The organism is Pseudomonas sp. ABa2 (assembly GCF_056676075.1).
This window is the reverse complement of record NZ_CM155239.1, coordinates 4119662-4143583: the sequence shown is the minus strand read 5'-3', so window position 1 is coordinate 4143583 and position 23922 is coordinate 4119662. Positions and strand designations below refer to the sequence as shown.

At 66.6% G+C, this 23922-nt stretch carries 20 protein-coding genes and 1 other RNA gene; 20 read left to right on the top strand and 1 reads right to left on the bottom strand.

The window, feature by feature from the left end:
- Nucleotides 1-7 precede the first annotated feature (7 nt).
- The 18 genes from rsmI (at nucleotide 8) to lpxC (ending at nucleotide 19370) form a co-directional block, all read left to right on the top strand.
- The gene (gene rsmI, locus AC1G9C_RS20230) at nucleotides 8-907 is read left to right on the top strand and encodes a 16S rRNA (cytidine(1402)-2'-O)-methyltransferase (RefSeq protein ID WP_480408616.1); all 900 of its coding nucleotides are present in this window, start codon (nucleotides 8-10) and stop codon (nucleotides 905-907) included.
- A gap of 80 nt (nucleotides 908-987) precedes the next feature.
- Nucleotides 988-1335, top strand: an RNA gene (gene rnpB, locus AC1G9C_RS20225) — RNase P RNA component class A.
- 311 nt (nucleotides 1336-1646) lie between these two features.
- A complete protein-coding gene (gene mraZ, locus AC1G9C_RS20220; RefSeq protein ID WP_031303041.1) occupies nucleotides 1647-2102 on the top strand; it encodes a division/cell wall cluster transcriptional repressor MraZ in 456 nt (151 codons plus the stop codon).
- Between the two features lie 2 nt (nucleotides 2103-2104).
- On the top strand, nucleotides 2105-3049 hold the full coding sequence (rsmH, locus tag AC1G9C_RS20215; protein ID WP_480408615.1) for a 16S rRNA (cytosine(1402)-N(4))-methyltransferase RsmH: 945 nt from the start codon (nucleotides 2105-2107) through the stop codon (nucleotides 3047-3049).
- Nucleotides 3050-3069: 20 nt separating this feature from the next.
- Nucleotides 3070-3339, top strand: a complete 270-nt coding sequence (ftsL, locus tag AC1G9C_RS20210; RefSeq protein ID WP_031303043.1) for a cell division protein FtsL — start codon at nucleotides 3070-3072, stop codon at nucleotides 3337-3339.
- Nucleotides 3336-5063, top strand: coding sequence for a peptidoglycan D,D-transpeptidase FtsI family protein (locus AC1G9C_RS20205; protein WP_021443737.1), 1728 nt, complete (start codon nucleotides 3336-3338; stop codon nucleotides 5061-5063). The genes ftsL and AC1G9C_RS20205 overlap by 4 nt, the downstream gene beginning before the upstream one ends.
- The gene (locus tag AC1G9C_RS20200; protein WP_480408614.1) at nucleotides 5063-6526 is read left to right on the top strand and encodes a UDP-N-acetylmuramoyl-L-alanyl-D-glutamate--2,6-diaminopimelate ligase; all 1464 of its coding nucleotides are present in this window, start codon (nucleotides 5063-5065) and stop codon (nucleotides 6524-6526) included. Before AC1G9C_RS20205 ends, AC1G9C_RS20200 begins: the two co-directional genes overlap by 1 nt.
- The gene (locus AC1G9C_RS20195; RefSeq protein WP_480408613.1) at nucleotides 6519-7889 is read left to right on the top strand and encodes a UDP-N-acetylmuramoyl-tripeptide--D-alanyl-D-alanine ligase; all 1371 of its coding nucleotides are present in this window, start codon (nucleotides 6519-6521) and stop codon (nucleotides 7887-7889) included. Before AC1G9C_RS20200 ends, AC1G9C_RS20195 begins: the two co-directional genes overlap by 8 nt.
- Nucleotides 7890-8972, top strand: coding sequence for a phospho-N-acetylmuramoyl-pentapeptide-transferase (gene mraY, locus AC1G9C_RS20190; protein WP_021443818.1), 1083 nt, complete (start codon nucleotides 7890-7892; stop codon nucleotides 8970-8972).
- Between the two features lie 6 nt (nucleotides 8973-8978).
- Complete coding sequence (gene murD, locus AC1G9C_RS20185) at nucleotides 8979-10325, top strand: UDP-N-acetylmuramoyl-L-alanine--D-glutamate ligase (RefSeq protein ID WP_122108219.1); 1347 nt, start codon at nucleotides 8979-8981, stop codon at nucleotides 10323-10325.
- Nucleotides 10325-11545: a putative lipid II flippase FtsW gene (gene ftsW, locus AC1G9C_RS20180; RefSeq protein WP_480408612.1), complete on the top strand. Its 1221-nt coding sequence runs from the start codon at nucleotides 10325-10327 to the stop codon at nucleotides 11543-11545. The genes murD and ftsW overlap by 1 nt, the downstream gene beginning before the upstream one ends.
- Nucleotides 11535-12605, top strand: coding sequence for an undecaprenyldiphospho-muramoylpentapeptide beta-N-acetylglucosaminyltransferase (gene murG, locus AC1G9C_RS20175; RefSeq protein ID WP_480408611.1), 1071 nt, complete (start codon nucleotides 11535-11537; stop codon nucleotides 12603-12605). Before ftsW ends, murG begins: the two co-directional genes overlap by 11 nt.
- Nucleotides 12598-14040, top strand: coding sequence for a UDP-N-acetylmuramate--L-alanine ligase (gene murC / locus AC1G9C_RS20170; protein ID WP_021442022.1), 1443 nt, complete (start codon nucleotides 12598-12600; stop codon nucleotides 14038-14040). Before murG ends, murC begins: the two co-directional genes overlap by 8 nt.
- On the top strand, nucleotides 14037-14978 hold the full coding sequence (locus AC1G9C_RS20165; protein WP_480408610.1) for a D-alanine--D-alanine ligase: 942 nt from the start codon (nucleotides 14037-14039) through the stop codon (nucleotides 14976-14978). Before murC ends, AC1G9C_RS20165 begins: the two co-directional genes overlap by 4 nt.
- Nucleotides 14979-14981: 3 nt before the next feature.
- Nucleotides 14982-15848, top strand: coding sequence for a cell division protein FtsQ/DivIB (locus AC1G9C_RS20160; RefSeq protein WP_480408609.1), 867 nt, complete (start codon nucleotides 14982-14984; stop codon nucleotides 15846-15848).
- Nucleotides 15849-15862: 14 nt separating this feature from the next.
- Entirely contained in the window at nucleotides 15863-17110 is a 1248-nt protein-coding gene (gene ftsA, locus AC1G9C_RS20155; protein WP_021442019.1) for a cell division protein FtsA, read from the top strand.
- A gap of 42 nt (nucleotides 17111-17152) precedes the next feature.
- On the top strand, nucleotides 17153-18346 hold the full coding sequence (gene ftsZ / locus AC1G9C_RS20150) for a cell division protein FtsZ (protein ID WP_021442018.1): 1194 nt from the start codon (nucleotides 17153-17155) through the stop codon (nucleotides 18344-18346).
- Between the two features lie 112 nt (nucleotides 18347-18458).
- Nucleotides 18459-19370: a UDP-3-O-acyl-N-acetylglucosamine deacetylase gene (gene lpxC, locus AC1G9C_RS20145; protein ID WP_021442017.1), complete on the top strand. Its 912-nt coding sequence runs from the start codon at nucleotides 18459-18461 to the stop codon at nucleotides 19368-19370.
- Between the two features lie 89 nt (nucleotides 19371-19459).
- Here the strand turns inward: lpxC and AC1G9C_RS20140 are convergent, their stop codons facing one another.
- Nucleotides 19460-19915: a DUF721 domain-containing protein gene (locus AC1G9C_RS20140; protein ID WP_122108224.1), complete on the bottom strand. Its 456-nt coding sequence runs from the start codon at nucleotides 19913-19915 to the stop codon at nucleotides 19460-19462.
- Between the two features lie 79 nt (nucleotides 19916-19994).
- Here AC1G9C_RS20140 and AC1G9C_RS20135 point away from each other — a divergent pair, with 79 nt between their 5' ends.
- Both AC1G9C_RS20135 and secA read left to right on the top strand, forming a co-directional pair.
- Complete coding sequence (locus AC1G9C_RS20135; protein WP_021442014.1) at nucleotides 19995-20915, top strand: M23 family metallopeptidase; 921 nt, start codon at nucleotides 19995-19997, stop codon at nucleotides 20913-20915.
- Between the two features lie 254 nt (nucleotides 20916-21169).
- Entirely contained in the window at nucleotides 21170-23905 is a 2736-nt protein-coding gene (gene secA, locus AC1G9C_RS20130; RefSeq protein WP_122108226.1) for a preprotein translocase subunit SecA, read from the top strand.
- Nucleotides 23906-23922: the final 17 nt, after the last annotated feature.

Here is a 23922-nt window from a genome sequence, read left to right as displayed (position 1 = left end):
GGCTAGAATGAGCGCTCTTTCAATTAACGAGGTGTTTCCAGTGAGTCATTCCGCCGTTGCCAGTGCTCAGCCCGGCACCCTCTACGTGGTCGCCACGCCGATCGGCAACCTGGACGACATCAGTGCCCGCGCCCTGCGGGTTCTGCGCGACGTGGCGTTGATCGCCGCCGAAGACACCCGTCACTCGATGCGCCTGCTGCAGCATTTCGGCATCGAAACGCCGCTGGCGGCCTGCCATGAGCACAACGAGCGCGACCAGGGCGGGCGCTTTCTCGCCAAGCTGGAGGCCGGCGAGGATGTGGCGCTGATCTCCGATGCGGGCACGCCGCTGATCTCCGATCCCGGCTACCACCTGGTGCGCCAGGCGCGAGCCGCCGGCTTCGCCGTGGTGCCGGTGCCGGGGGCCTGTGCGCTGATCGCCGCGCTGTCGGCCGCCGGCCTGCCGTCGGATCGCTTCATCTTCGAGGGTTTTCTGCCGGCCAAGGCCGTGGGGCGGCGCGCGCGCCTGGAGCAGGTGCGCGAGGAGCCGCGCACGCTGATCTTCTACGAGGCGCCGCACCGGATTCTCGAGTGCCTGGAGGACATGCGTGCGGTGTTCGGCGACGAGCGTCCGGCGCTGCTGGCCCGCGAGCTGACCAAGACCTTCGAGACCCTCAAGGGCCTGCCGCTGGCCGAACTGTGCGCCTGGGTGGCCGGCGACAGCAATCAGCAGCGCGGCGAGTGCGTGGTGCTGGTAGCCGGCTGGCAGGCGCCGGAAGGCGAGGAGGCGGTCAGCGCCGAGGCGCTGCGGGTACTCGACCTGCTGCTGGCGGAAATGCCGCTCAAGCGCGCGGCGGCGTTGGCCGCCGAGATCACCGGGGTGCGCAAGAACCTGCTCTACCAGGTGGCGCTGACGCGCCAGGGATGAGCTCGCTCCTGCAAGGGGCAGGCTGCTTTTTCTTGCAGCTTGTGGCTTGCCGCTTGCGGCTTTGTTACCCTTGCCGGCGGAGAGTTGATCGGACAGTCGCTGCCTTCGCAAGAAGGGGGAGGAAAGTCCGGGCTCCATAGGGCGGAGTGCCAGGTAACCCCTGGGAGGCGCGAGCCTACGGAAAGTGCCACAGAAAATAACCGCCTAAGCGCTTCGGCGCCGGTAAGGGTGAAAAGGTGCGGTAAGAGCGCACCGCACGGCTGGCAACAGTCCGTGGCTAGGTAAACCCCACTCGGAGCAAGACCAAATAGGGTTCCATTGGCGTGGCCCGCGCTGGAACCGGGTAGGTTGCTAAAGGCGTGCAGTGATGTACGTCGTAGAGGAATGACTGTCCTCGACAGAACCCGGCTTACAGATCGACTCTCCACCTCTTTTTCCCCTCGATTTGCGCTTTTACTTCCCGCCTTTCTAATACCGAAAAAATCTTACTCTTAACAAATTACTTTAAGTTCGAATTTCAGCTCTCTGGAATAGCTGGTTTTTGTCTCTCGACTACCCCTTCCAGCATCGCTTTTTTCCTCGCTTTCGTTCGCTAAATCTCCGTCCTGTAAGGATTTTTCCCTTCTGGCGCGCCTTGACGGTGGGGCGTACGCATTCCTATAGTGTGCGCAAGTGGTGAGAAGTGGCATGAAGTGGGTTTTTTTGGGCATGGAAAGCTAATTACAGGGGAAGCGCAGCCGTGTTTCGCGGAGCTAACGCCATCAGTCTCGACGCCAAAGGGCGCCTCGCGATGCCGAGTCGGTATCGCGACGAGCTCGTTTCGCGTTGTGCCGGCCAGCTCATCGTCACCATCGATGCCGTCGACCCCTGCCTCTGTGTCTACCCGCTGGCCGAATGGGAGCTGATCGAGAACAAGCTGCGCGAACTGGCCTCCTTCCGTGAAGAGAACCGCCGCCTGCAGCGCCTGCTGATCGGCAACGCCGTCGACCTCGAGCTGGATGCCAGCGGCCGTTTCCTGGTGCCGCCGCGCTTGCGCGAGTACGCCAAGCTGGACAAGCGGGCGATGCTCGTCGGCCAGCTCAACAAGTTTCAACTCTGGGACGAAGATACCTGGAATGCCGTAGCCGAAGCCGATCTGGCTGCCATCAAGCAGCCCGGCGCCCTTTCCGACGACTTGCGTGATCTGATCCTGTGACCATGACCGATAGCACCTTGCGCCATATCACCGTGCTGCTCGACGAGGCCGTCGAGGGGCTCGCCGTGCGCGCCGGCGGCTGCTACTTGGACGGCACCTTCGGTCGCGGCGGACACAGTCGGCTGATCTTGCAGAAGCTCGGCCCAGACGGGCGGCTCCTGGGGTTCGACAAGGACCCCCTGGCGATAGCCACCGGGGAAGCATTGGCGGCCGAAGACGGCCGCTTTGTCGTTGTGCAGCGCAGTTTTGCGGAACTCGGCGAGGAAGTCGCTGTCCGCGGCCTGGTCGGCAAGGTCGCCGGCATCCTGCTGGACCTCGGCGTGTCGTCGCCGCAGCTGGACGATCCCGAGCGCGGCTTCAGCTTCCTCAACGACGGCCCGCTGGATATGCGCATGAACCCCGCAGTGGGCGTCAGCGCGGCGGACTGGATCGCCACGGCCGCCGAAGACGAGATCGCCCGCGTGCTCAAGGACTACGGCGAAGAGCGTTTCGCCAAGCGCATGGCGCGTGCCGTGGTGCAGCGCCGCGAGCAGCAGCCCTTTACCCGCACCGCCGACCTGGCGCAGGTGCTGACCGTGGCCAACCCGGCCTGGGAGAAGGGCAAGAACCCGGCGACCCGCGCCTTCCAGGGCATTCGTATCTATATCAACAACGAACTGGGCGACCTCGAGCGCGGCCTCGACGCGGCGCTGGAAGCGCTGGAAGTCGGCGGTCGCCTGGTGGTGATCAGCTTCCACTCGCTGGAAGACCGCATCGTCAAGCAGTTCATGAGGCGCCAGGCCAAGGGCGAGGCGGACAAGCTGCCGCGCGATCTGCCGATCATCCCCAAGGCCTTCGAGCCGCGCCTGAAACTGATCGGCAAGCCGGTCTTCGCCGGCGAAGCCGAGCTCAAGGCCAACCCGCGCTCGCGCAGCGCGGTGATGCGCATCGCGGAGAAACTGCGGTGAACCTGCGTCTCGGCAAGACCATGCCCAGCGGCAGCCTGCTGATGCTGGTGCTGTTCATCGCGGTGCTGCTGTCGGCCCTGGCGGTGTCCTACAGCGCGCACTGGAACCGCCAGCTGCTCAACGAGTTGTACGGTGAGCTCAGCGTGCGCGACAAGGCGCAGGCCGAGTGGGGCCGACTGATTCTCGAACAAAGCACCTGGACCGCGCACAACCGCATCGAGGCGCTGGCCAGCGAGCGGCTGCAGATGCGCATTCCCGACCCCGCCGAAGTGCGCATGGTGCAGCCATGATCGGCCTCGAAGGCGCGCTCTACCCCTGGCGCTTCCGCCTGGTGCTGGCCCTGCTGGCGCTGATGGTCGGCGCCATCGCCTGGCGCATGCTCGATCTGCAGGTGCTCGACCACGATTTCCTCAAGGCCCATGGCGATGCGCGCAGCGTGCGGCACATCCCGATTCCGGCGCACCGCGGCCTGATCACCGACCGCAACGGCGAGCCACTGGCGGTGAGCACCCCGGTCACCACCCTGTGGGCCAATGGCAAGGAACTGCAGGCCGGGCGCGAGCGCTGGCCGGCGCTGGCCGCCGCCCTGGGCCAGGAGCCCAAGGCCTTCGCCGAACGCTTGCAGCAGAACAAGGAGCGCGAGTTCATGTACCTGGTGCGCGGCCTGACCCCGGAGAAGGGCCAGAGCGTGCTCGACCTCAAGGTGCCGGGCGTCTACGCCATCGAGGAATTCCGCCGCTTCTACCCGGCCGGCGAAGTGGCGGCCCATGTGGTCGGCTTCACCGATATCGACGACCGTGGTCGCGAAGGCATGGAGCTGGCCTATGAAGAATGGCTGGCCGGCGTGCCGGGCAAGCGCCAGGTGCTCAAGGACCGCCGCGGCAAGCTGATCAAGGACGTCCAGGTCGCGCAGAACGCCAAGGCTGGCAAGGCCTTGGCGTTGTCCATCGACCTGCGTCTGCAGTACCTGGCCCATCGCGAGCTGCGCAACGCGCTGCTGGAACACGACGCCAAGGCCGGCAGCCTGGTGATGGTCGACGTCAAGACCGGCGAAGTGCTGGCCATGGTCAATCACCCCACCTACAACCCCAACAACCGGCGCAACCTGACCCCGGCGGCGATGCGCAACCGCGCCATGATCGACGTGTTCGAGCCCGGCTCGACCATCAAGCCGCTGTCGATGGCCGCCGCCCTGGAGACCGGACGCTGGAAGCCCAGCGATATCGTCCAGGTGGGTAACGGCACGCTGCAGATCGGCCGTTACAACATCCGCGACGTGTCCCGCACCCAGGGCCCGGCGCTGGATTTGCCTGGCATCCTGATCAATTCCAGTAACGTCGGCATGAGCAAGATCGCCTTCGACGTCGGCGGCGAGCAGCTCTACGAAGTGTTCAGCAAGCTGGGCTTCGGTCGCGACACCGGTCTGGGCTTTCCCGGCGAGCGGGTCGGCAATCTGCCCAACCACCGCCAGTGGCGCCAGGCCGAGACCGCCACGCTGTCCTACGGCTACGGCCTGTCGGTGACCGCGGTGCAGCTGGCCCACGCCTACGCCGCGCTGGGTAACGGCGGCGGCATGGTGCCGCTGTCGATGATCCGCGTGGACAGCACGCCGGGCTCGATGCAGGTGGTGCCGCCCGAGGTGGCCAAGACCCTGCAGGGCATGTTGCAACAGGTCATCGAGTCCCCGCGCGGCGCCGTGCGCGCCCAGGTGCCGGGCTACCACGTGGCCGGCAAGAGCGGTACGGCGCGCAAGACCAGCGTCGGTACCAAGGGCTACCAGGCCAACTCCTACCGTTCGCTGTTCGCCGGCTTCGCCCCGGCGCAGAACCCGCGCATCGCCATGGTGGTGGTGGTCGACGAGCCCGGCAAGGGCGCCTATTACGGCGGCCTGATCTCCGCGCCGGTATTCAGCCGGGTGATGGCCGGTTCGCTGCGCCTGATGAATATCGCGCCGGACAACCTGCCGCCGCCGGAGCAGAAGGTAGCCGCCATGACCCAGGGAGGGCGCAACTGATGCCCATGCCACTCAATCAATTGCTGCCGGCCGCCGAGAGCGCCGTGCTGATTCGCGAACTGACCCTGGACAGCCGCAAGGTGCGCCCGGGCGACCTGTTCCTCGCCGTGCCCGGCACCCAGCAGGATGGCCGCGTGCATATCGCCGACGCCGTCGCCCGCGGCGCCGCCGCGGTGGCCTACGAGGCCGAAGGGGCTGCCCCCATGCACGCCGAAACTGCGGTGCTGGTGCCGGTCAAGGGGCTGGCCGGCCAGCTGTCGGCCATCGCCGGGCGCTTCTATGGCGAGCCGAGCCGCGGCCTGCACCTGGTCGGCATCACCGGCACCAACGGCAAGACCAGCGTCAGCCAGCTGCTGGCCCAGGCGCTGGACCTGCTCGGCCAGCGTTGCGGCATAGTCGGTACCCTGGGCAACGGTTTCCACGGCGCGCTGGAACAGGGCAAGCACACCACGCCCGACCCGGTCGGGGTGCAGGCCACCCTGGCCGGCCTCAAGCAGGCCGGCGCCCGCGCGGTGGCCATGGAAGTGTCGTCCCACGGCTTGGATCAGGGCCGAGTGGCGGCGCTGGAGTTCGACGTCGCGGTGTTCACCAACCTGTCGCGCGACCACCTCGATTACCACGGCGACATGCAGGCCTACGGTGCGGCCAAGGCCAAGCTGTTCGCCTGGCCGAACCTGCGTTGCCGGGTGATCAATCTGGATGACGCCTTCGGTCAGGAGCTGGCGCAGCAGGCGCATGATTCGCGCCTGATCGGCTACAGCCTGAGCGACGCCGGCGCCTTCGTTTATTGCAGCGAAGCGCAGTTCGATGATCATGGCGTACGTGCGCGCCTGGTCACCCCGCGTGGCGAAGGCATGCTGCGCAGCAACCTGCTCGGCTGCTTCAACCTCAGCAACCTGCTGGCGGTGGTCGGCGCGCTGCTGGGCATGGACTACGGTCTCGACGAGATTCTCCAGGTGCTGCCGCAGCTGCAGGGGCCGGCCGGGCGCATGCAGCGCCTCGGCGGCGGCGACCGGCCGCTGGTGGTGGTGGATTACGCGCACACCCCGGACGCCCTGGAGAAGGTGCTCGAGGCCATGCGCCCGCACGTGCGCGGGCGGCTGATCTGCCTGTTCGGCTGCGGCGGCGACCGCGACCGCGGCAAGCGCCCGCTGATGGCCGCGGCGGCCGAGCGTCTGGCCGATGCGGTGTGGGTCACCGACGACAATCCGCGCAGCGAAGACCCCGCGCAGATCATCAAGGATATCCGCGCCGGCCTCAAAGCACCGGATGCCGTGCAGTTCGTCCCGGGGCGCGGCGAGGCCATCGCCCGCCTGGTGGCGCAGGCCGAGGCCGCCGATGTGCTGGTGCTGGCCGGCAAGGGTCACGAGGATTACCAGGAGATCATGGGCGTGCGTCACCCCTTCTCCGATCTGATCGAGGCGAACAAGGCCCTGGCGGTCTGGGAGGCGGCCCATGCTTAAACCCTGGCTGCTCGGCGAAGTCGCCGGCCCTCTCAACGCCCGCCTGATCGGTACCGACGTCGCCTTCTCCGCCGTCGGCACCGACAGCCGTACCATCGCCCCTGGCCAGCTGTTCGTGGCGCTGACCGGGCCGCGCTTCGACGGCCATGACTACCTGGCCGAAGTCGCCGCCAAGGGCGCGGTCGCCGCGCTGGTCGAGCGTGAGGTGGCCAATGCACCGCTGCCGCAGCTGCTGGTGGCCGATAGCCGCCTGGCCCTCGGCCAGCTCGGCGCGCTGAATCGCCAGGCCTTCAGCGGCCCGCTGGCGGCCGTGACCGGTTCCAGCGGCAAGACCAGCGTCAAGGAGATGCTCGCCGCCATTCTGCGCGCCGGCCTGAACGGTGCAGTGCTGGCCACCCGCGGCAACCTCAACAACGACCTCGGCGCGCCGCTGACCCTGCTCGAACTGGCGCCGGAGCACCGCGCCGGGGTGATCGAGCTGGGCGCCAACCATGTCGGCGAGATCGCCTACACCGTTAGCCTGACCCGGCCGCAGGTGGCGATCATCACCAATGCCGGCAATGCTCACGTCGGCGAGTTCGGCGGCCCGGAAAAGATTGTCCAGGCCAAGGGCGAGATTCTCGAAGGCCTGCCGCAGGACGGCGTGGCCGTGCTCAATCTGGACGACAAGGCTTTCGCCATCTGGCAGCAACGGGCCGCCGGGCGCCGGGTGCTGAGCTTCTCGCTGGTCGATCAGGCCGCCGACTTCCATGCCAGCGAGCTGAGCCGCGACGAGCGCGGCTGCCAGGGCTTCACCCTGCAGGGTGCGGCTGGCCGCGCGCGCATCCAGCTCAACCTGCTCGGCGTGCACAACGTCGCCAACGCCCTGGCCGCCTGCGCCGCCGCCCATGCCCTGGGCCTGCCGTTGGTCGCCATGATTCAGGGCCTGGAAAGCCTGCAGCCGGTCAAAGGCCGCGCCGTAGCGCAGTTGACGGCCAATGGCGTGCGGGTGATCGACGACAGCTACAACGCCAACCCGGTGTCGATGTGCGCGGCGGTGGATATACTCGCCGCCTTCTCCGGCCGCACCGTCCTGGTGCTCGGGGATATGGGCGAGTTGGGCCAGTGGGCCGAGCAGGGCCACCGCGATGTCGGCCGTCATGCCGCCGGCAAGGTCGATGCGCTCTATGCCGTGGGGCCGCTGATGCGCTTTGCGGTCGAGGAATTCGGCTCACAAGGCCGCCATTTCGCCGATCAAGCCAGCCTGATCGCAGCGCTTCGCGCCGAGCAGGCCGGCAGCACACTACTAATCAAGGGTTCACGCAGCGCTGCCATGGACAAGGTCGTGGCGGCGCTCTGTGGCGTATCTGGGGAGAATCACTAAATGCTGCTGCTGCTGGCGGAGTACCTGCAACAGTTCCACAAGGGCTTCGCGGTCTTTCAATACCTGACCCTGCGCGGCATCCTCGGCGTGCTCACCGCCCTGGCCCTGTCGCTGTGGCTCGGGCCCTGGATGATCCGCACCCTGCAGATCCGCCAGATCGGCCAGGCCGTGCGCCACGACGGCCCGCAGTCGCACCTGTCGAAGAAGGGCACGCCGACCATGGGCGGCGCGCTGATTCTCAGTGCCATCGCCGTGAGCACTCTGCTCTGGGCCGACCTGTCCAACCGCTACGTATGGGTGGTGCTGGCGGTGACCCTGCTGTTCGGTGCTATCGGCTGGGTCGATGACTACCGCAAGGTGATCGAGAAGAACTCGCGCGGCCTGCCGAGCCGCTGGAAGTATTTCTGGCAGTCGGTATTCGGCCTGGCGGCGGCGATCTTCCTTTATATGACCGCACAGAGCCCGGTGGAGACCACCCTGATCCTGCCGCTGCTGAAGGACGTCGCCATTCCCCTGGGCGTCGGCTTCATCGTCCTGACCTATTTCGTCATCGTCGGCACCAGCAACGCGGTGAACCTCACCGACGGCCTCGACGGCCTGGCCATTCTGCCCACGGTGATGGTGGCTGGCGCGCTGGCGATCTTCTGCTACCTGTCGGGCAACATCAAATTCGCCGAGTACCTGCTGATTCCGTACGTGCCGGGCGCCGGTGAACTGATCGTGTTCTGCGCCGCGCTGGTCGGCGCCGGTCTGGGCTTTCTCTGGTTCAACACCTACCCGGCGCAGGTCTTTATGGGCGACGTCGGTGCGCTGGCCCTCGGCGCCGCGCTGGGCACCATCGCCGTGATCGTGCGCCAGGAAGTGGTGCTGTTCATCATGGGCGGGGTGTTCGTCATGGAAACCCTGTCAGTGATCATTCAGGTCGCCAGCTTCAAGCTGACCGGCAAGCGCGTGTTCCGCATGGCACCGATCCACCACCATTTCGAACTCAAGGGCTGGCCTGAGCCGCGCGTGATCGTCCGTTTCTGGATCATCACCGTGATTCTCGTGCTGATCGGCCTGGCCACCCTGAAACTGAGGTAATAGAGCGTGTCATTGATCGCTTCCGACCAGTTCCGCATCGTTGTCGGCCTCGGCAAGAGCGGCATGTCCCTGGTGCGCTTCCTGGCGCAGCAGGGCGTGCGCTTCGCCGTGGCCGATACGCGCGCGAACCCGCCGGAGCTGGAGACGCTCAAGCGCGACTACCCCGAGGTGGAAGTGCGTTGCGGCGAGCTGGACGTGGACTTCCTCTGCCGCGCCTCGGAACTGTACGTGAGCCCGGGCCTGGCTGTGGCGACTCCAGCGCTGGCCGCAGCGGCTGCACGCGGGGTCAAACTGTCTGGTGATATCGACCTGTTTGCCCGCCACGCCAAGGCGCCGATCGTCGCCATAACCGGCTCCAACGCCAAGAGTACCGTCACCACCCTGGTCGGCGAGATGGCGGCTGCGGCGGGCAAGCGCGTCGCCGTGGGTGGCAACCTCGGTACCCCGGCGCTGGATCTGTTGGCCGACGATGTCGAGCTGTACGTGCTGGAGCTGTCCAGCTTCCAGCTGGAGACCACCGATCAGCTCAATGCCGAAGTGGCCACCTGCCTGAACGTCAGCGAAGACCATATGGATCGCTACAGCGGTCTGCCGGCCTATCACCTGGCCAAGCATCGGATCTTCCGTGGTGCCCGTCAGGTGGTGATCAACCGCGACGACGCGCTGTCGCGTCCGCTGATCGCCGACCAGGTGACCTGCTGGGAATTCGGTCTGGGCAAGCCCGACTTCAAGCGCTTCGGTCTGCTCGAGGAAAACGGCGAGAAGTCCCTGGCGTTTCGCTTCGAAGCGTTGCTGCCGGTGAGCGAGCTGAAGATCCGCGGCGCGCACAACCAGTCCAACGCCCTGGCCGCCCTGGCCCTTGGCCATGCCGTCGGCCTGCCGATGGATGCCATGCTGGCCGCCCTGCGCCAGTTCGCCGGGCTGCCGCACCGCTGCCAGTGGGTCGGCGAGCGCGCCGGGGTGAACTACTACGACGATTCCAAGGCCACCAACGTCGGCGCTGCGCTGGCCGCCATCGAAGGCCTGGGTGGCGATATCGCCGGCAAGCTGGTGCTGATCGCCGGCGGCGACGGCAAGGGCGCCGATTTCTCCGCACTGAAGGCGCCGGTGGCGCGTTTCTGCCGCGCCGTGGTGCTGCTCGGCCGCGATGCCGAACGGATCGCCGCGGCCCTGGGCGACGCCGCGCCGCTGGTTCGGGTGAAAACCCTCGACGAAGCCGTGCTGCGTTGCAGCGAGCTGGCCGAGGCGGGCGATGCCGTGCTGCTGTCGCCGGCCTGCGCCAGCCTGGACATGTTCAAGAACTTCGAAGAACGCGGGCGGCTGTTCGCCCAGGCCGTGGAGGGGCTCGTCTGATGCTGGCCTTCCTGCGTCCCTACCCGTCGCCGCTGCTCAGTCGTCGTGGCCTCGACCTCGACTTCCCGCTGCTGGCCGGCTGCCTGGGCCTGCTCGGCCTGGGCCTGGTGATGATCACCTCGGCCTCCTCGGAAGTGGCCGCGGCGCTGTCCGGCAACCCGCTGTACCACATGATTCGCCACCTGATTTACCTGATCATCGGCCTCGGCGCCGCTGGCGTGGTGCTGCTGATCCCCATGAGCTTCTGGCAACGCTACGGCTGGATGCTGCTGCTGGCCGCCTTCGCCCTGCTGGTGCTGGTGCTGGTGCCGGGCATCGGCCGCGAGGTCAATGGCGCGCGGCGCTGGATCGGCTTCGGCGCGTTCAACGTGCAGCCCTCGGAAATCGCCAAGGTGTTCGTGGTGGTCTATCTGGCCGGCTACCTGGTGCGCCGTCAGGAAGAAGTGCGCGAGAGCTGGGCCGGTTTCTTCAAACCCTTCGTCGTGCTGCTGCCGATGGCCGGCCTGCTGCTGCTGGAGCCGGACTTCGGCGCCACCGTAGTGATGATGGGCGCGGCCATGGCCATGCTGTTCCTCGGCGGCGTCGGCCTGCTGCGTTTCGGCCTGATGGTGGCCCTGGCGGTCGGCGCGGTGTTCGTCCTGGTGCAGACCCAGGAATACCGCCTGCAGCGCCTGATCACCTTCACCGACCCCTGGGCCGACCAGTACGGCGCCGGCTACCAGCTGACCCAGGCGCTGATCGCCTTCGGCCGTGGCGAATGGTTCGGCGTCGGCCTGGGCAACAGCATCCAGAAGCAGTTCTACCTGCCGGAAGCCCACACCGACTTCGTCTTCTCGGTGCTGGCCGAGGAGCTCGGCCTGATCGGCGCCCTGGCGACCCTGGCGCTGTTCGTCTTCGTCTGCGTGCGCGGCCTTTACATCGGCCTGTGGGCGGAGAAGGCCAAGCAGTTCTTCGCCGCCTACGTGGCCTATGGCCTGTCGTTCCTGTGGATCGGCCAGTTCCTGATCAATATCGGGGTGAACACCGGGCTGCTGCCGACCAAGGGCCTGACCCTGCCGTTCCTCAGCTATGGCGGCAGCTCGCTGGTGATCTGCTGCGTCAGCCTGGCGCTGCTGCTGCGAATCGAGTGGGAGCGGCGCAACGTGCTGGGCAACGAGGACGTCGAGTTCGACGAGGCGGATTTCGCCGAGCCGAACCAGGAGGTCGCCCATGCGCGGTAACGTGCTGATCATGGCCGGCGGCACCGGCGGCCACGTGTTCCCGGCGCTGGCCTGCGCCCGTGAGTTCCAGGCACGCGGCTACGCCGTGCACTGGCTGGGCACGCCGCGTGGCATCGAGAACGAGCTGGTGCCGCAGGCCGGCCTGCCGCTGCACCTGATCGACGTCAGCGGCCTGCGCGGCAAGGGCAAGTTGTCCTTGCTCAAGGCGCCGTTCCAGCTGCTGCGCTCGCTGTGGCAGGCGCGGCGCGTCGTGCGCCAGCTGCAGCCGGTGTGCGTGCTCGGCATGGGCGGCTACGTCACCGGCCCCGGCGGCCTGGCCGCGCGCCTGGCCGGCGTGCCGCTGGTGATCCACGAGCAGAACGCCGTGGCCGGCACCGCCAACCGCCTGCTGTCGCGCATCGCCGCGCGTATCTGCGAGGCCTTCCCGAATACCTTCGCCGCGTCCGACAAGCGCCGTACCACCGGCAACCCGGTGCGTGAGGAGCTGTTCCTCGAGACCCCGCGCGAACCGCTGGCCGGGCGCAAGCCGCACCTGCTGGTGCTGGGCGGCAGCCTGGGCGCCGAACCGCTGAACAAATTGCTGCCGGCCGCGCTGGAGAAAATCCCTGCCGATATACGTCCGCAGGTATTCCACCAGGCCGGCAAGCAACACGCCGAGGTCACCGCGGAGCGTTATCGCAATGCCGCGGTCGAAGCCGAGGTCGCGCCCTTTATCAAGGACATGGCCCGTGCCTACGGCTGGGCCGATCTGGTGATCTGCCGCGCCGGTGCGCTGACCGTTAGCGAACTGGCTGCCGCCGGTCTGCCGTCGTTTCTCGTGCCCTTGCCGCATGCCATCGACGACCACCAGAGCCGTAACGCCGAATACCTGGCGAAGGAGGGCGCGGCCGTCCTTCTTCCGCAACACGCCACTGACGCGGCCAAGCTCGCCGCGCAGCTCACCGAGGTTCTGATGCACCTGGAAAAACTCACCGCCATGGGCGCCACCGCGCGTCGCCTGGCCAAGCCCGACGCCACCCGCGCGGTGGTCGATATCTGCCAGGAGGTGGCCCATGGCTAAGTCGCCTGCCGCGGTCAAGGCCGAAGTGCGGCGCATGCGCCGTATCCGCCGCATCCATTTCGTCGGCATCGGCGGCGCCGGCATGTGCGGCATCGCCGAGGTGCTGCTGAACCTGGGCTACGAAGTGTCCGGCTCCGATCTCAAGGCCTCGGCGGTGACCGAGCGCCTGGAAAACTTCGGCGCCAAGATCTTTATCGGCCATGCCGCGGAGAACGCCGAACAGGCCGACGTGCTGGTGGTGTCCAGCGCCGTCAACGCCCGCAACCCGGAAGTCGCCACGGCCCTGGAGCGGCGCATCCCGGTGGTGCCGCGCGCCGAGATGCTCGCCGAGCTGATGCGCTACCGCCACGGCATCGCGGTGGCCGGCACCCACGGCAAGACCACCACCACCAGCCTGCTGGCCTCGGTGTTCGCCGCCGGTGGCCTGGACCCGACCTTCGTCATCGGCGGCCGCCTCAACGCCGCCGGCACCAATGCCCAGCTCGGCTCCAGCCGTTTCCTGATCGCCGAGGCGGACGAGAGCGACGCCAGCTTCCTGCACCTGCAGCCGATGGTCTCGGTGGTCACCAATATCGACGCCGACCATATGAGCACCTATGGCGGCGACTTCAATGTGCTGAAGAAGACCTTCATCGAGTTCCTCCACAACCTGCCGTTCTACGGCCTGGCCGTGCTCTGCGTGGACGATCCGGTGGTGCGCGAGCTGCTACCGCAGGTCGGCCGCCCGACCGTGACCTACGGCTTTGCCGAAGACGCCGACGTGCGCGCGATCAACGTGCGTCAGGAAGGCATGCGCACCCACTTCACCGTGCTGCGCCCGGACTGCGCGCCGCTCGACGTGTCGGTCAACATGCCCGGCAATCACAACGTCCTCAATGCCCTGGCGACCATCGCCATCGCCACCGACGAGGGCATCGACGATGCCGCCATCGTCGCCGGCCTGTCGGGCTTCCAGGGCGTCGGTCGACGCTTCCAGGTCTACGGCGAGCTGCCGGTGGACGGCGGCAGCGTGATGCTGGTGGACGACTACGGCCACCACCCGCGCGAAGTGGCCGCGGTGATCAAGGCCGTGCGCGGCGGCTGGCCGGAGCGCCGCCTGGTGATGGTCTACCAGCCGCACCGCTACAGCCGTACCCGCGACCTGTACGACGACTTCGTCCAGGTGCTCGGCGAAGCCAACGTGCTGCTGCTGGTGGAGGTCTACCCGGCCGGCGAGGAGCCGATCCCCGGCGCCGACAGCCGGCAGCTGTGCCACAGCATCCGCCAGCGCGGCCAGCTCGACCCGATCTACGTCGAGCGCGGCACCGACCTGGCGCCGCTGCTCAAACCGCTGCTGCGTGCCGGCGACATCCTGCTGTGCCAGGGCGCCGGCGATATCGGTGCGGTGGCGCCGCAACTGATCAAGCACCCGCTGTTCGTGGGGGAGTCGCAATGAGTTTGCACACTAGCCTCGATCCCAAGGCTTTCGGCCGCGTCGCCGTGCTGTTCGGCGGCAAGAGCGCCGAGCGCGAGGTGTCGCTGAAGTCCGGCAAGGCCGTGCTCGGCGCCCTGCAGGCCGCCGGGGTGGACGCCTTCGGCATCGACGTGGGCGACGACTTCCTGGCTCGCCTGAATGCCGAGAAGATCGACCGCGCCTTTATCGTGCTGCACGGCCGTGGTGGCGAGGACGGCTCCATGCAGGGCCTGCTCGAGTGCGCCGGCATCCCCTACACCGGCAGCGGCATCCTCGCCTCCGCCCTGGCGATGGACAAGCTGCGTACCAAGCAGGTCTGGCACAGCCTCGGCCTGCCGACGCCGCGCCATGCGGTGCTGAGCTCCAAGGCCGACTGCGAGGCGGCCGCCGCCGCGCTGGGCTTCCCGTTGATCGTCAAGCCGGCCCATGAAGGGTCCAGTATCGGCATGGCCAAGGTCGACAGCGTCGAGGCGCTGATCGCGGCCTGGCAGGACGCCGCGCGCTACGACAGCCAGGTGCTGGTCGAGCAGTGGATCGCCGGTCCGGAATTCACCATCGCCGTGCTGCGCGGCCAGGTGCTGCCGCCGATCGGCCTGGGCACCCCGCACAGCTTCTACGACTACGACGCCAAGTACCTGGCCGATGACACCCAGTACCGCATTCCCTGCGGCCTTTCGGCCGAGAAAGAGGCGGAACTGAAAGAGCTGACCGCGCGTGCCTGCGAGGCCGTGGGCACTCAGGGCTGGGCGCGCGCCGACGTGATGCAGGATGCCAGCGGCCAGTTCTGGCTGCTGGAAGTCAACACCGTACCGGGCATGACCGATCACAGCCTGGTACCGATGGCCGCGCGCGCCGCCGGCCTGGATTTTCAGCAGCTGGTGCTGGCGATCCTGGCCGACAGCGTCGAGGCGAGGGGTTAAGCAATGGTCACGGCCGTGCGTCACCAGGACTCGCTGAGGGCGCCGCTGCGCGGCAAGCCCGCGCCGCGTGGCGCCAGCCGTCTGGTGGCCAAGGAGCCGGTGCGCCTGCGCCTGCCCAAGGCGGATTTTTCCTGGCTGGGGCGTCTGGCCTGGCCGCTGCTGCTGGTGGGCTTGGGCTTCGGCGCCTACGAGGGCGCGTTGCGTCTGCTGCCCTATGCCGACCGGCCCATCGCCAAGGTCAGCGTGCAGGGCGATCTGGCCTATGTCAGCCAGCAGGCGGTGCAGCGGCGCATCGCCCCCTATATCGAGGCCAGCTTCTTCAGCGTCGACCTGCGCGGCATGCGCGAAGAGCTGGAGCAGATGCCCTGGATCGCCCACGCCGAGGTGCGCCGGGTGTGGCCGGACCAGGTCGACGTGCGCCTGGAGGAGCAACTGCCGATCGCCCGTTGGGGCGACGAGGCGCTGCTCAACAACCAGGGCCAGGCGTTCGCCCCGCAGGAGCTGAACCACTATCAGCACCTGCCGCAGCTGTCCGGCCCCAAGCGCGCGCAGCCCAGGGTGATGCAGCAGTACCAGATGCTCAGCCAGCTGCTGCGGCCGCTGGGTTTTACCGTGGTCGGCCTGCAATTGCGCGAGCGCGGCAGCTGGTTCCTCTCGGCCACCGAGAACGCCAGCGGCCAACGCATCGAGCTGCTGCTGGGGCGCGATCACGTGGTGGAAAAAATGCGTCGGTTCGCCGCCATATACGAGCGGGAACTGAAAGAACAGAGCGCGAACATCGCGCGCATCGACTTGCGCTACGCCAACGGCCTGGCCGTGGCCTGGCGCGAGCCGGTGGAGCCGGCCGCGGCCGAGCAGAAAGTGAATTGAGGAGAGGCAGCACAATGAATAGCGCGCAGAGCGGCAAGATGATCGTCGGCCTGGACATCGGCACCTCCAAGGTGGTGGCGCTGGTGGGCGAGGTGACGGCCGACGGCCAGCTGGAAATCGTCGGCATCGGCACGCACCCGTCGCGCGGCCTGAAGAAAGGCGTGGTGGTCAATATCGAGTCCACCGTGGCCTCGATCCAGCGCGCGGTGGAGGAGGCGCAGCTGATGGCCGGCTGCCGCATCCACTCGGCCTTCGTCGGCGTGGCCGGCAACCATATCCGCAGCCTGAACAGCCACGGCATCGTCGCCATCCGCGACCGCGAAGTGAGCCCGGCCGATATCGAGCGGGTGCTCGACGCCGCGCAGGCGGTGGCCATCCCGGCGGATCAGCGGGTGCTGCACACCCTGGCGCAGGACTACGTGATCGACAACCAGGAAGGCGTGCGCGAGCCGCTGGGCATGTCCGGCGTGCGCCTGGAGGCCAAGGTGCACGTGGTCACCTGCGCCGTGAATGCTTCGCAGAACATCGAAAAATGCGTGCGCCGCTGCGGCCTGGAAGTCGACGACATCATCCTCGAGCAGCTGGCCTCGGCTTATTCGGTACTGACCGAGGACGAGAAGGAACTGGGCGTCTGCCTGGTCGACATCGGCGGCGGCACCACCGATATCGCCATCTTCACCGAGGGGGCGATTCGCCACACCGCGGTGATCCCGATTGCCGGCGACCAGGTCACCAACGACATCGCCATGGCCCTGCGCACCCCGACCCAGTACGCCGAGGAAATCAAGATCCGCTACGCCTGCGCCCTGGCCAAGCTGGCCGGTGCCGGCGAAACCATCAAGGTGCCCAGCGTCGGCGACCGGCCGCCGCGTGATCTGTCGCGCCAGTCCCTGGCCGAGGTGGTCGAGCCGCGCTACGACGAGCTGTTCACCCTGATCCAGGCCGAGCTGCGCCGCAGCGGCTACGAAGACCTGATTCCCGCCGGCATCGTCATGACCGGCGGCACGGCGAAGATGGAAGGCGCGGTCGAGCTGGCCGAGGAAATCTTCCACATGCCCGTGCGTCTCGGCGTGCCGCACAGCGTCAAGGGCATGGCCGACGTGGTGCGCAACCCGATTTATTCCACCGGCGTGGGGCTGCTGATGTACGGGCTGCAGAAGCAGAACGACGGCGTTTCCATGTCGGTGGGCAGTCCTTACCAGGACGAAAACAAGACCCCGGTACTCGAGCGCCTCAAGCGCTGGGTGCAAGGCAATTTCTGAATTTGCAGTAGGCGTTACAACTAGAAAGGAAGGAGAGGGATCATGTTCGAACTAGTAGATAACATTCCGCAAAGCGCGGTCATCAAGGTCATCGGTGTCGGTGGTGGCGGCGGCAACGCGGTCAACCACATGGCGGTCAGCAACATCGAAGGCGTCGAGTTCATCTGCGCCAACACCGATGCGCAGGCGCTGAAGAACATCGGCGCGCGCACCGTGTTGCAGCTCGGCCCGGGCGTGACCAAGGGTCTGGGCGCCGGCGCCAATCCGGAAGTCGGTCGTCAGGCCGCGCTGGAAGATCGCGAGCGCATCGCCGAAGTCCTGCAGGGCACCGACATGGTGTTCATCACCACCGGCATGGGCGGTGGTACCGGTACCGGCGCCGCGCCGGTGATCGCCGAGGTGGCCAAGGAGCTGGGCATCCTCACCGTCGCCGTGGTCACCCGTCCGTTCCCCTTCGAGGGCAAGAAGCGCATGCTGATCGCCGACGAAGGCATCCGTGCGCTGGCCGAGAGCGTCGACTCGCTGATCACCATCCCCAACGAGAAGCTGCTGACCATCCTCGGCAAGGACGCGAGCCTCTTGTCCGCCTTTGCCAAGGCCGACGACGTGCTGGCCGGCGCGGTGCGCGGCATCTCCGACATCATCAAGCGTCCGGGCATGATCAACGTCGACTTCGCCGACGTGAAGACGGTGATGAGCGAAATGGGCATGGCCATGATGGGTACCGGCTGCGCCAGCGGCCCGAACCGCGCCCGCGAGGCCACCGAGGCGGCGATCCGCAACCCGCTGCTGGAAGACGTCAACCTGCAGGGCGCGCGCGGCATCCTGGTCAACATCACCGCCGGCCCGGACCTGTCGCTGGGCGAGTACTCCGACGTGGGTAACATCATCGAGCAGTTCGCCTCCGACCAGGCCACTGTCAAAGTCGGCACCGTGATCGACGCCGACATGCGCGACGAGCTGCACGTCACCGTGGTCGCCACCGGCCTCGGCGCGCGCATGGAGAAGCCGGTCAAGGTGATCGACAACACCGTGCAGGTCGCCGCCAGCCAGCCGGTTGCCCAGCAGTCCGCCGCGCAGCCGCGCAGCGAGCAGTCGGTCAACTACAAGGACTACGAGCGTCCCACCGTGCAGCGCCAGAGCCACGGCGGCGCGGCGACCGCGGCCAAGCTCAATACCCAGGACGATCTCGATTACCTGGATATTCCGGCGTTCCTGCGTCGTCAGGCCGATTGATGGAATGTATCAGGAGTATAAGGGTGATTGGTGTTCAGCAAAGGCCGGTTCTGCTATCATCCCCGGCCATTGTTGAAAACAGTTCGCAACTAGCGATATAGCGGCCAAAGCCATGATCAGACAACGCACCCTGAAGAACATCATCCGTGCCACCGGCGTCGGCCTGCACTCGGGGGAAAAGGTTTACCTGACCCTGAAGCCGGCTCCGGTGGACAGCGGCATCGTGTTCCGTCGTACCGACCTCGACCCCGTGGTGGAAATCCGCGCGCTGGCCGGGAATGTCGGTGAAACCACCATGTCGACCACGCTGGTCAATGGTGATGTCAAGGTGGATACGGTAGAGCACCTGCTTTCGGCCATGGCAGGCCTGGGCATCGATAACGCCTACGTCGAGCTCTCCGCGTCCGAAGTGCCGATCATGGATGGCAGCGCCGGTCCCTTTGTATTCCTGATTCAATCCGCCGGCCTGCAGGAGCAGGACGCGCCGAAGAAGTTCATCCGCATCCTGCGCGAAGTCACGGTGGAGGAGGGCGACAAGCGCGCCACCTTCGTGCCCTTCGACGGTTTCAAGGTGAGCTTCGAGATCGATTTCGATCACCCCGTGTTCCGCAATCGCACGCAGAGCGCCAGTGTGGATTTCTCCAGCACCTCCTTCGTCAAGGAAGTCAGCCGGGCCCGCACCTTCGGTTTCATGCGTGACATCGAGTTCCTCCGTTCGCAGAACCTGGCACTCGGCGGCAGCGTGGAGAACGCCATCGTGGTCGACGAGTACCGCGTGCTCAACGAAGACGGCCTGCGTTACGAGGACGAGTTCGTCAAGCACAAGATTCTCGACGCCATCGGCGACCTGTACCTGCTGGGCAACAGCCTGATCGGCGAGTTCAGGGGCTTCAAATCGGGGCACGCGCTCAACAATCGCCTGCTGCGCACCCTGATCGAGCAGACCGATGCCTGGGAAATGGTGACCTTCGAGGACGCCAAGCTCGCGCCGATCTCCTACATGCGCCCGGTTGCGGCGGTGTAGTTCGACCTCTCTTTCTCGCTTCAAAATTAGTGGCCACCCTAGGGTGGCCTCTTTTTTGCCTGGTTCTTTCGACGAGCGGTCTTGGTCGCTTATTCGGCGTCCTTGGTATGGCTGGCCAGGCGCTCGAGAGCCGCGCGCAGCCTGGGATCGCGGATACCTTCGGCGCCGGCCTGGATGCTCTGCGCGGCGCTGGCGGAGAGGTGAATTGTGCGACCGGGCGCACGACTCGCGCCGCTTTGCGGTTGCACCTTGAACAGGATTTTCGTTAAGGTCGCGAACTCTTCCAACGCTTGCAGCTGCCTGTGCAGCCTGCGCTGCTGATAGCGCAAGCGTGTTGCCCAGTGGCCATCGGTCACGATCAACAACAAACAGCCGTCGCGCCAGGAGGCCACATGACAGTGCTCCCGGGCGGCTGGTTGCAGCTGGCTTTCGACAAGACGCTGCAGATGGGCCAGGCGTTGCGCCTGACCGAACAGCGCTTTCAGGGGCTTGGCTTCGCGTAACAGCGCAGCGGGTGCCTGGGCCGGCAAGGGACGGAACGTCATGGCAGGAGGCCTTAGTATTGCAGAGCCGTCATGGTAGCAGAGCCTGCTACCAGCCTGGGTTCTGCCAGAAGGGGATGCCATGCATATTATCCTGCTCAATGGCCGGCACGGTTCGGCGCGAACGATCAATCTCGACCTGCGCTGGCTGCTGCTGGCTTTGTTCCTCCTGCTCAGCCTGAGCCTCGGCGCCGGCGCCGCCCTCGGCGCCAAATGGCTGATCGCCGAGCCCATTGCCGACAGCCAGCTGGCCGAAGCCCTCGACCAGCAGCGCGAGCAGGTCGGCGCGGTACGCCTGGACGCCCAGCGCCAGCTGGATGCCTTCGCCGCTCATGTCGCCGAACTGCAGGCGCGCCTGACCCGTCTCGATGCCCTCGGCGAGCGCCTGACCGAACTGGCCGAACTGGACGCCAGTGAATTCGATTTCTCCCTCGACGTTGGCCAGGGCGGTGCCGAGGATGCCCTCGGCGCCTCGGCCTATGCGCCGCCGCCGTTCATGACCGCGCTGGACGAGCTGGCCCTGCGCGTCGACAGCCGCGAGCAGCAGCTGGAAGTGCTCGAGCAACTGCTCGGCGAGCGCCGCCTCAGCGAGGCCGAGTTCCTCTCCGGGCGGCCGGTGCTGCAGGGCTACATGTCTTCGCCGTTCGGCCGCCGGGTGCACCCGCTGACCGGGCGTTCGAGCATGCACAAGGGCGTCGACTTCGCCGCCAAGCCCGGCAGCGACGTGGTGGCGGTGGCCGCCGGGGTGGTGACCTTCTCCGGCAGGAAGAGCGGCTACGGCAATGTGGTGGAAATCAGCCACGCCGACGGTTATGTCACCCTCTATGCGCACAACCAGAGCAACACGGTGCAGATAGGCGACCTGGTGCAGCGTGGTCAGACCATCGCCAAGGTCGGCCGCAGCGGCCGCTCCACCGGTTATCACGTGCATTTCGAAGTCAGCAAGGATGGCCGCCAGGTCAATCCCGCGCTCTATATCGCCCGCGCCAGCGGCGTCGAGTGAGTTGCGTCTGAAAGGGTCGGCAACCGCCGTCGCTTGAATTCCTCGCATTCGCCCCAACCTATTGGCCCATGCCGCGCCGCCGCGATTGTCCGGGGCGTGCGCGGCCTGCGCCATCACGCGGTAGCAATGGGCAGACAACGTCACTTTCCTCCCCGGCTTTTCCGGGTAGAATGCCCCCTTCGCCCGCAGCCACACTGGCTGCCAGGTCGCGATTTGCGCCGACCTCCATCCATTCGCCGGAAGATCCTGTCGATATGTTTGCGCCTCTGTTGAAAAAACTTTTCGGAAGCAAGAATGAGCGTGAAGTCAAACGCATGCTCAAGGCGGTGCAATCCGTCAACGCCCTCGAAGAGCAGATGATCGCCCTCTCGGACGAGCAACTGCGCGGCAAGACCGAAGAGTTCAAGGCCCGTCTGGGCCAGGGCGAAACCCTCGATCAGTTGCTTCCCGAAGCCTTCGCCGTGGCCCGCGAGGCCGGCAAGCGGGTGATGGGCATGCGTCACTTCGATGTGCAGCTGATCGGCGGCATGACCCTGCACGAAGGCAAGATCGCCGAGATGCGCACCGGCGAGGGCAAGACCCTGGTGGGCACCCTGGCGGTGTACCTTAACGCGCTGTCCGGCAAGGGCACCCACGTGGTCACGGTCAACGAATACCTGGCCCGCCGCGACGCCAACTGGATGAGGCCGCTGTACGAGTTCCTCGGCCTGTCGGTGGGCATCGTCACCCCCTTCCAGCCGCCGGAAGAGAAGCGCGCCGCCTATGCCGCCGACATCACCTACGGCACCAACAACGAATTCGGGTTCGACTACCTGCGCGACAACATGGCCTTCAGCCTGGAGGACAAGTTCCAGCGCGAGCTGAACTTCGCCGTGATCGACGAAGTCGACTCCATCCTCATCGACGAGGCGCGTACCCCGCTGATCATCTCCGGTCAGGCCGAGGACAGCTCCAAGCTGTACATCGAGATCAACAAGCTGATCCCGCGCCTCAAGCAGCACATCGAGGAAGAGGAAGGCGTGGTCACTCAGGAAGGCCACTACAAGGTCGACGAGAAGTCGCGCCAGGTCGAACTCAACGAGCAGGGCCACCAGTACGTCGAGGAAATGCTCACCGACGCCGGCCTGCTGGCCGAGGGCGAGAGCCTCTATTCGGCGCACAACCTGGGCCTGTTGACCCATGTCTACGCCGGCCTGCGCGCGCACACCCTGTTCCACCGCAACATCGAATACATAGTGCAGAACGGCCAGGTGATCCTGATCGACGAGCACACCGGCCGCACCATGCCCGGCCGTCGCCTGTCCGAAGGCCTGCACCAGGCCATCGAGGCCAAGGAAGGGGTGAACATCCAGGCCGAGAGCCAGACCCTTGCCTCGACCACCTTCCAGAACTACTTCCGCCTATACAACAAGCTGTCCGGCATGACCGGTACCGCCGACACCGAGGCCTTCGAGTTCCGTCAGATCTACGGCCTCGACGTGGTGGTGATCCCCACCAACAAGGCCGTCGCCCGTAAGGACTTCAACGACCTGGTCTACCTGACCCAGGAGGAGAAGTACCAGGCGATCATCGCCGACATCAAGGAATGCCAGGCCCTGGGCCGGCCGACCCTGGTCGGTACCGCGTCGATCGAGGCGTCCGAGTACGTCAGCCAGCTGCTGAACAAGGAAAAGATCGAGCACAAGGTGCTCAACGCCAAGTACCACGACAAGGAAGCCGAGATCATCGCCCAGGCCGGGCGTCCCGGCGCGGTGACCATCGCCACCAACATGGCCGGTCGCGGTACCGACATCCTCCTCGGCGGTAACTGGGAGGTGGAAGTCGCCGCCCTGGAGAACCCCACCGACGAGCAGATCGCGCAGATCAAGGCCGAGTGGCAGAAGCGCCACCAGCAGGTGATCGAGGCCGGCGGCCTGCACGTGATCGCCTCCGAGCGTCATGAATCGCGGCGTATCGACAACCAGCTGCGCGGCCGTGCCGGTCGCCAGGGCGACCCGGGTTCCAGCCGCTTCTACCTGTCGCTGGAAGACAACCTGATGCGCATCTTCGCCTCGGACCGGGTGAAGAACTTCATGAAGGCCCTCGGCATGCAGTCCGGCGAGGCCATCGAACACCGCATGGTCACCAACGCCATCGAGAAGGCCCAGCGCAAGGTGGAAGGGCGCAACTTCGACATGCGCAAGCAGCTGCTCGAATTCGACGACGTGGCCAACGAGCAGCGCAAGGTGATCTACCACATGCGCAACAGCCTGCTGGCCGCGGAAAGCGTCGGTGACACCATCGCCGAGTTCCGCGAGGAAGTGCTGAGCGCCGCGATCAACGGCCACATCCCGCCGCAGTCGATGCCCGAGCAGTGGGACGTCGCCGGCCTGGAGGCCACCCTGCAGAGCGACTTCGGCCTCAAGCTGCCGATTCAGCAGTGGCTCGACGAGGACGACAAGCTGTACGAGGAGACCCTGCGCGAGCGCATCCTCGCCGAACTGCTGGCCGCCTACAACGAGAAGGAAACCCAGGCCAGCGCCGAGGCCCTGCGGACCTTCGAGAAGCAGATCCTGCTGCGCGTGCTGGACGACCTGTGGAAGGACCACCTGTCGACCATGGATCACCTGCGCCACGGCATCCACCTGCGCGGTTACGCGCAGAAGAACCCCAAGCAGGAATACAAGCGCGAGTCCTTCGCCCTGTTCCAGGACCTGCTGGAGTCGATCAAGCGCGACACCATCCGCGTGCTGTGCCATGTGCAGGTGCGCCGCGAAGACCCGGCCGAGGAAGAGGCGCGCCTGCGTCGCGAGGCCGAGGCCTTGGCCGAGCGCATGCAGTTCCAGCACGCCGAAGCCTCCGCCCTGGCCCAGCCGCAAGCGCTCGGCGAGGAGGGCGACGTCGCCGTGGCCGCCGCGCCGGTGCGCGCCGAGCCCAAGGTCGGCCGCAACGAGCCCTGCCCCTGTGGCTCGGGCAAGAAGTACAAGCACTGCCACGGTCAGATCGGCTGACCGCCGGCCCGCAAGGG

Bases quoted from the DNA above. Each gene is read 5' to 3' on its own strand.
- AC1G9C_RS20205 (WP_021443737.1), top strand. From the start codon at position 3,336: ATGATCGGCCTCGAAGGCGCGCTCTACCCCTGGCGCTTCCGCCTGGTG.
- AC1G9C_RS20195 (WP_480408613.1), top strand. From the start codon at position 6,519: ATGCTTAAACCCTGGCTGCTCGGCGAAGTCGCCGGCCCTCTCAACGCC.
- murC (WP_021442022.1), top strand. From the start codon at position 12,598: ATGGCTAAGTCGCCTGCCGCGGTCAAGGCCGAAGTGCGGCGCATGCGC.
- AC1G9C_RS20160 (WP_480408609.1), top strand. From the start codon at position 14,982: ATGGTCACGGCCGTGCGTCACCAGGACTCGCTGAGGGCGCCGCTGCGC.
- ftsA (WP_021442019.1), top strand. From the start codon at position 15,863: ATGAATAGCGCGCAGAGCGGCAAGATGATCGTCGGCCTGGACATCGGC.
- ftsL (WP_031303043.1), top strand. From the start codon at position 3,070: ATGCCCAGCGGCAGCCTGCTGATGCTGGTGCTGTTCATCGCGGTGCTG.
- ftsW (WP_480408612.1), top strand. From the start codon at position 10,325: ATGCTGGCCTTCCTGCGTCCCTACCCGTCGCCGCTGCTCAGTCGTCGT.
- AC1G9C_RS20140 (WP_122108224.1), bottom strand. From the start codon at position 19,915: ATGACGTTCCGTCCCTTGCCGGCCCAGGCACCCGCTGCGCTGTTACGC.
- AC1G9C_RS20135 (WP_021442014.1), top strand. From the start codon at position 19,995: ATGCATATTATCCTGCTCAATGGCCGGCACGGTTCGGCGCGAACGATC.
- AC1G9C_RS20165 (WP_480408610.1), top strand. From the start codon at position 14,037: ATGAGTTTGCACACTAGCCTCGATCCCAAGGCTTTCGGCCGCGTCGCC.
- ftsZ (WP_021442018.1), top strand. From the start codon at position 17,153: ATGTTCGAACTAGTAGATAACATTCCGCAAAGCGCGGTCATCAAGGTC.
- lpxC (WP_021442017.1), top strand. From the start codon at position 18,459: ATGATCAGACAACGCACCCTGAAGAACATCATCCGTGCCACCGGCGTC.
- murG (WP_480408611.1), top strand. From the start codon at position 11,535: ATGCGCGGTAACGTGCTGATCATGGCCGGCGGCACCGGCGGCCACGTG.
- mraY (WP_021443818.1), top strand. From the start codon at position 7,890: ATGCTGCTGCTGCTGGCGGAGTACCTGCAACAGTTCCACAAGGGCTTC.
- rsmH (WP_480408615.1), top strand. From the start codon at position 2,105: ATGACCGATAGCACCTTGCGCCATATCACCGTGCTGCTCGACGAGGCC.
- secA (WP_122108226.1), top strand. From the start codon at position 21,170: ATGTTTGCGCCTCTGTTGAAAAAACTTTTCGGAAGCAAGAATGAGCGT.
- AC1G9C_RS20200 (WP_480408614.1), top strand. From the start codon at position 5,063: ATGCCCATGCCACTCAATCAATTGCTGCCGGCCGCCGAGAGCGCCGTG.
- rsmI (WP_480408616.1), top strand. From the start codon at position 8: ATGAGCGCTCTTTCAATTAACGAGGTGTTTCCAGTGAGTCATTCCGCC.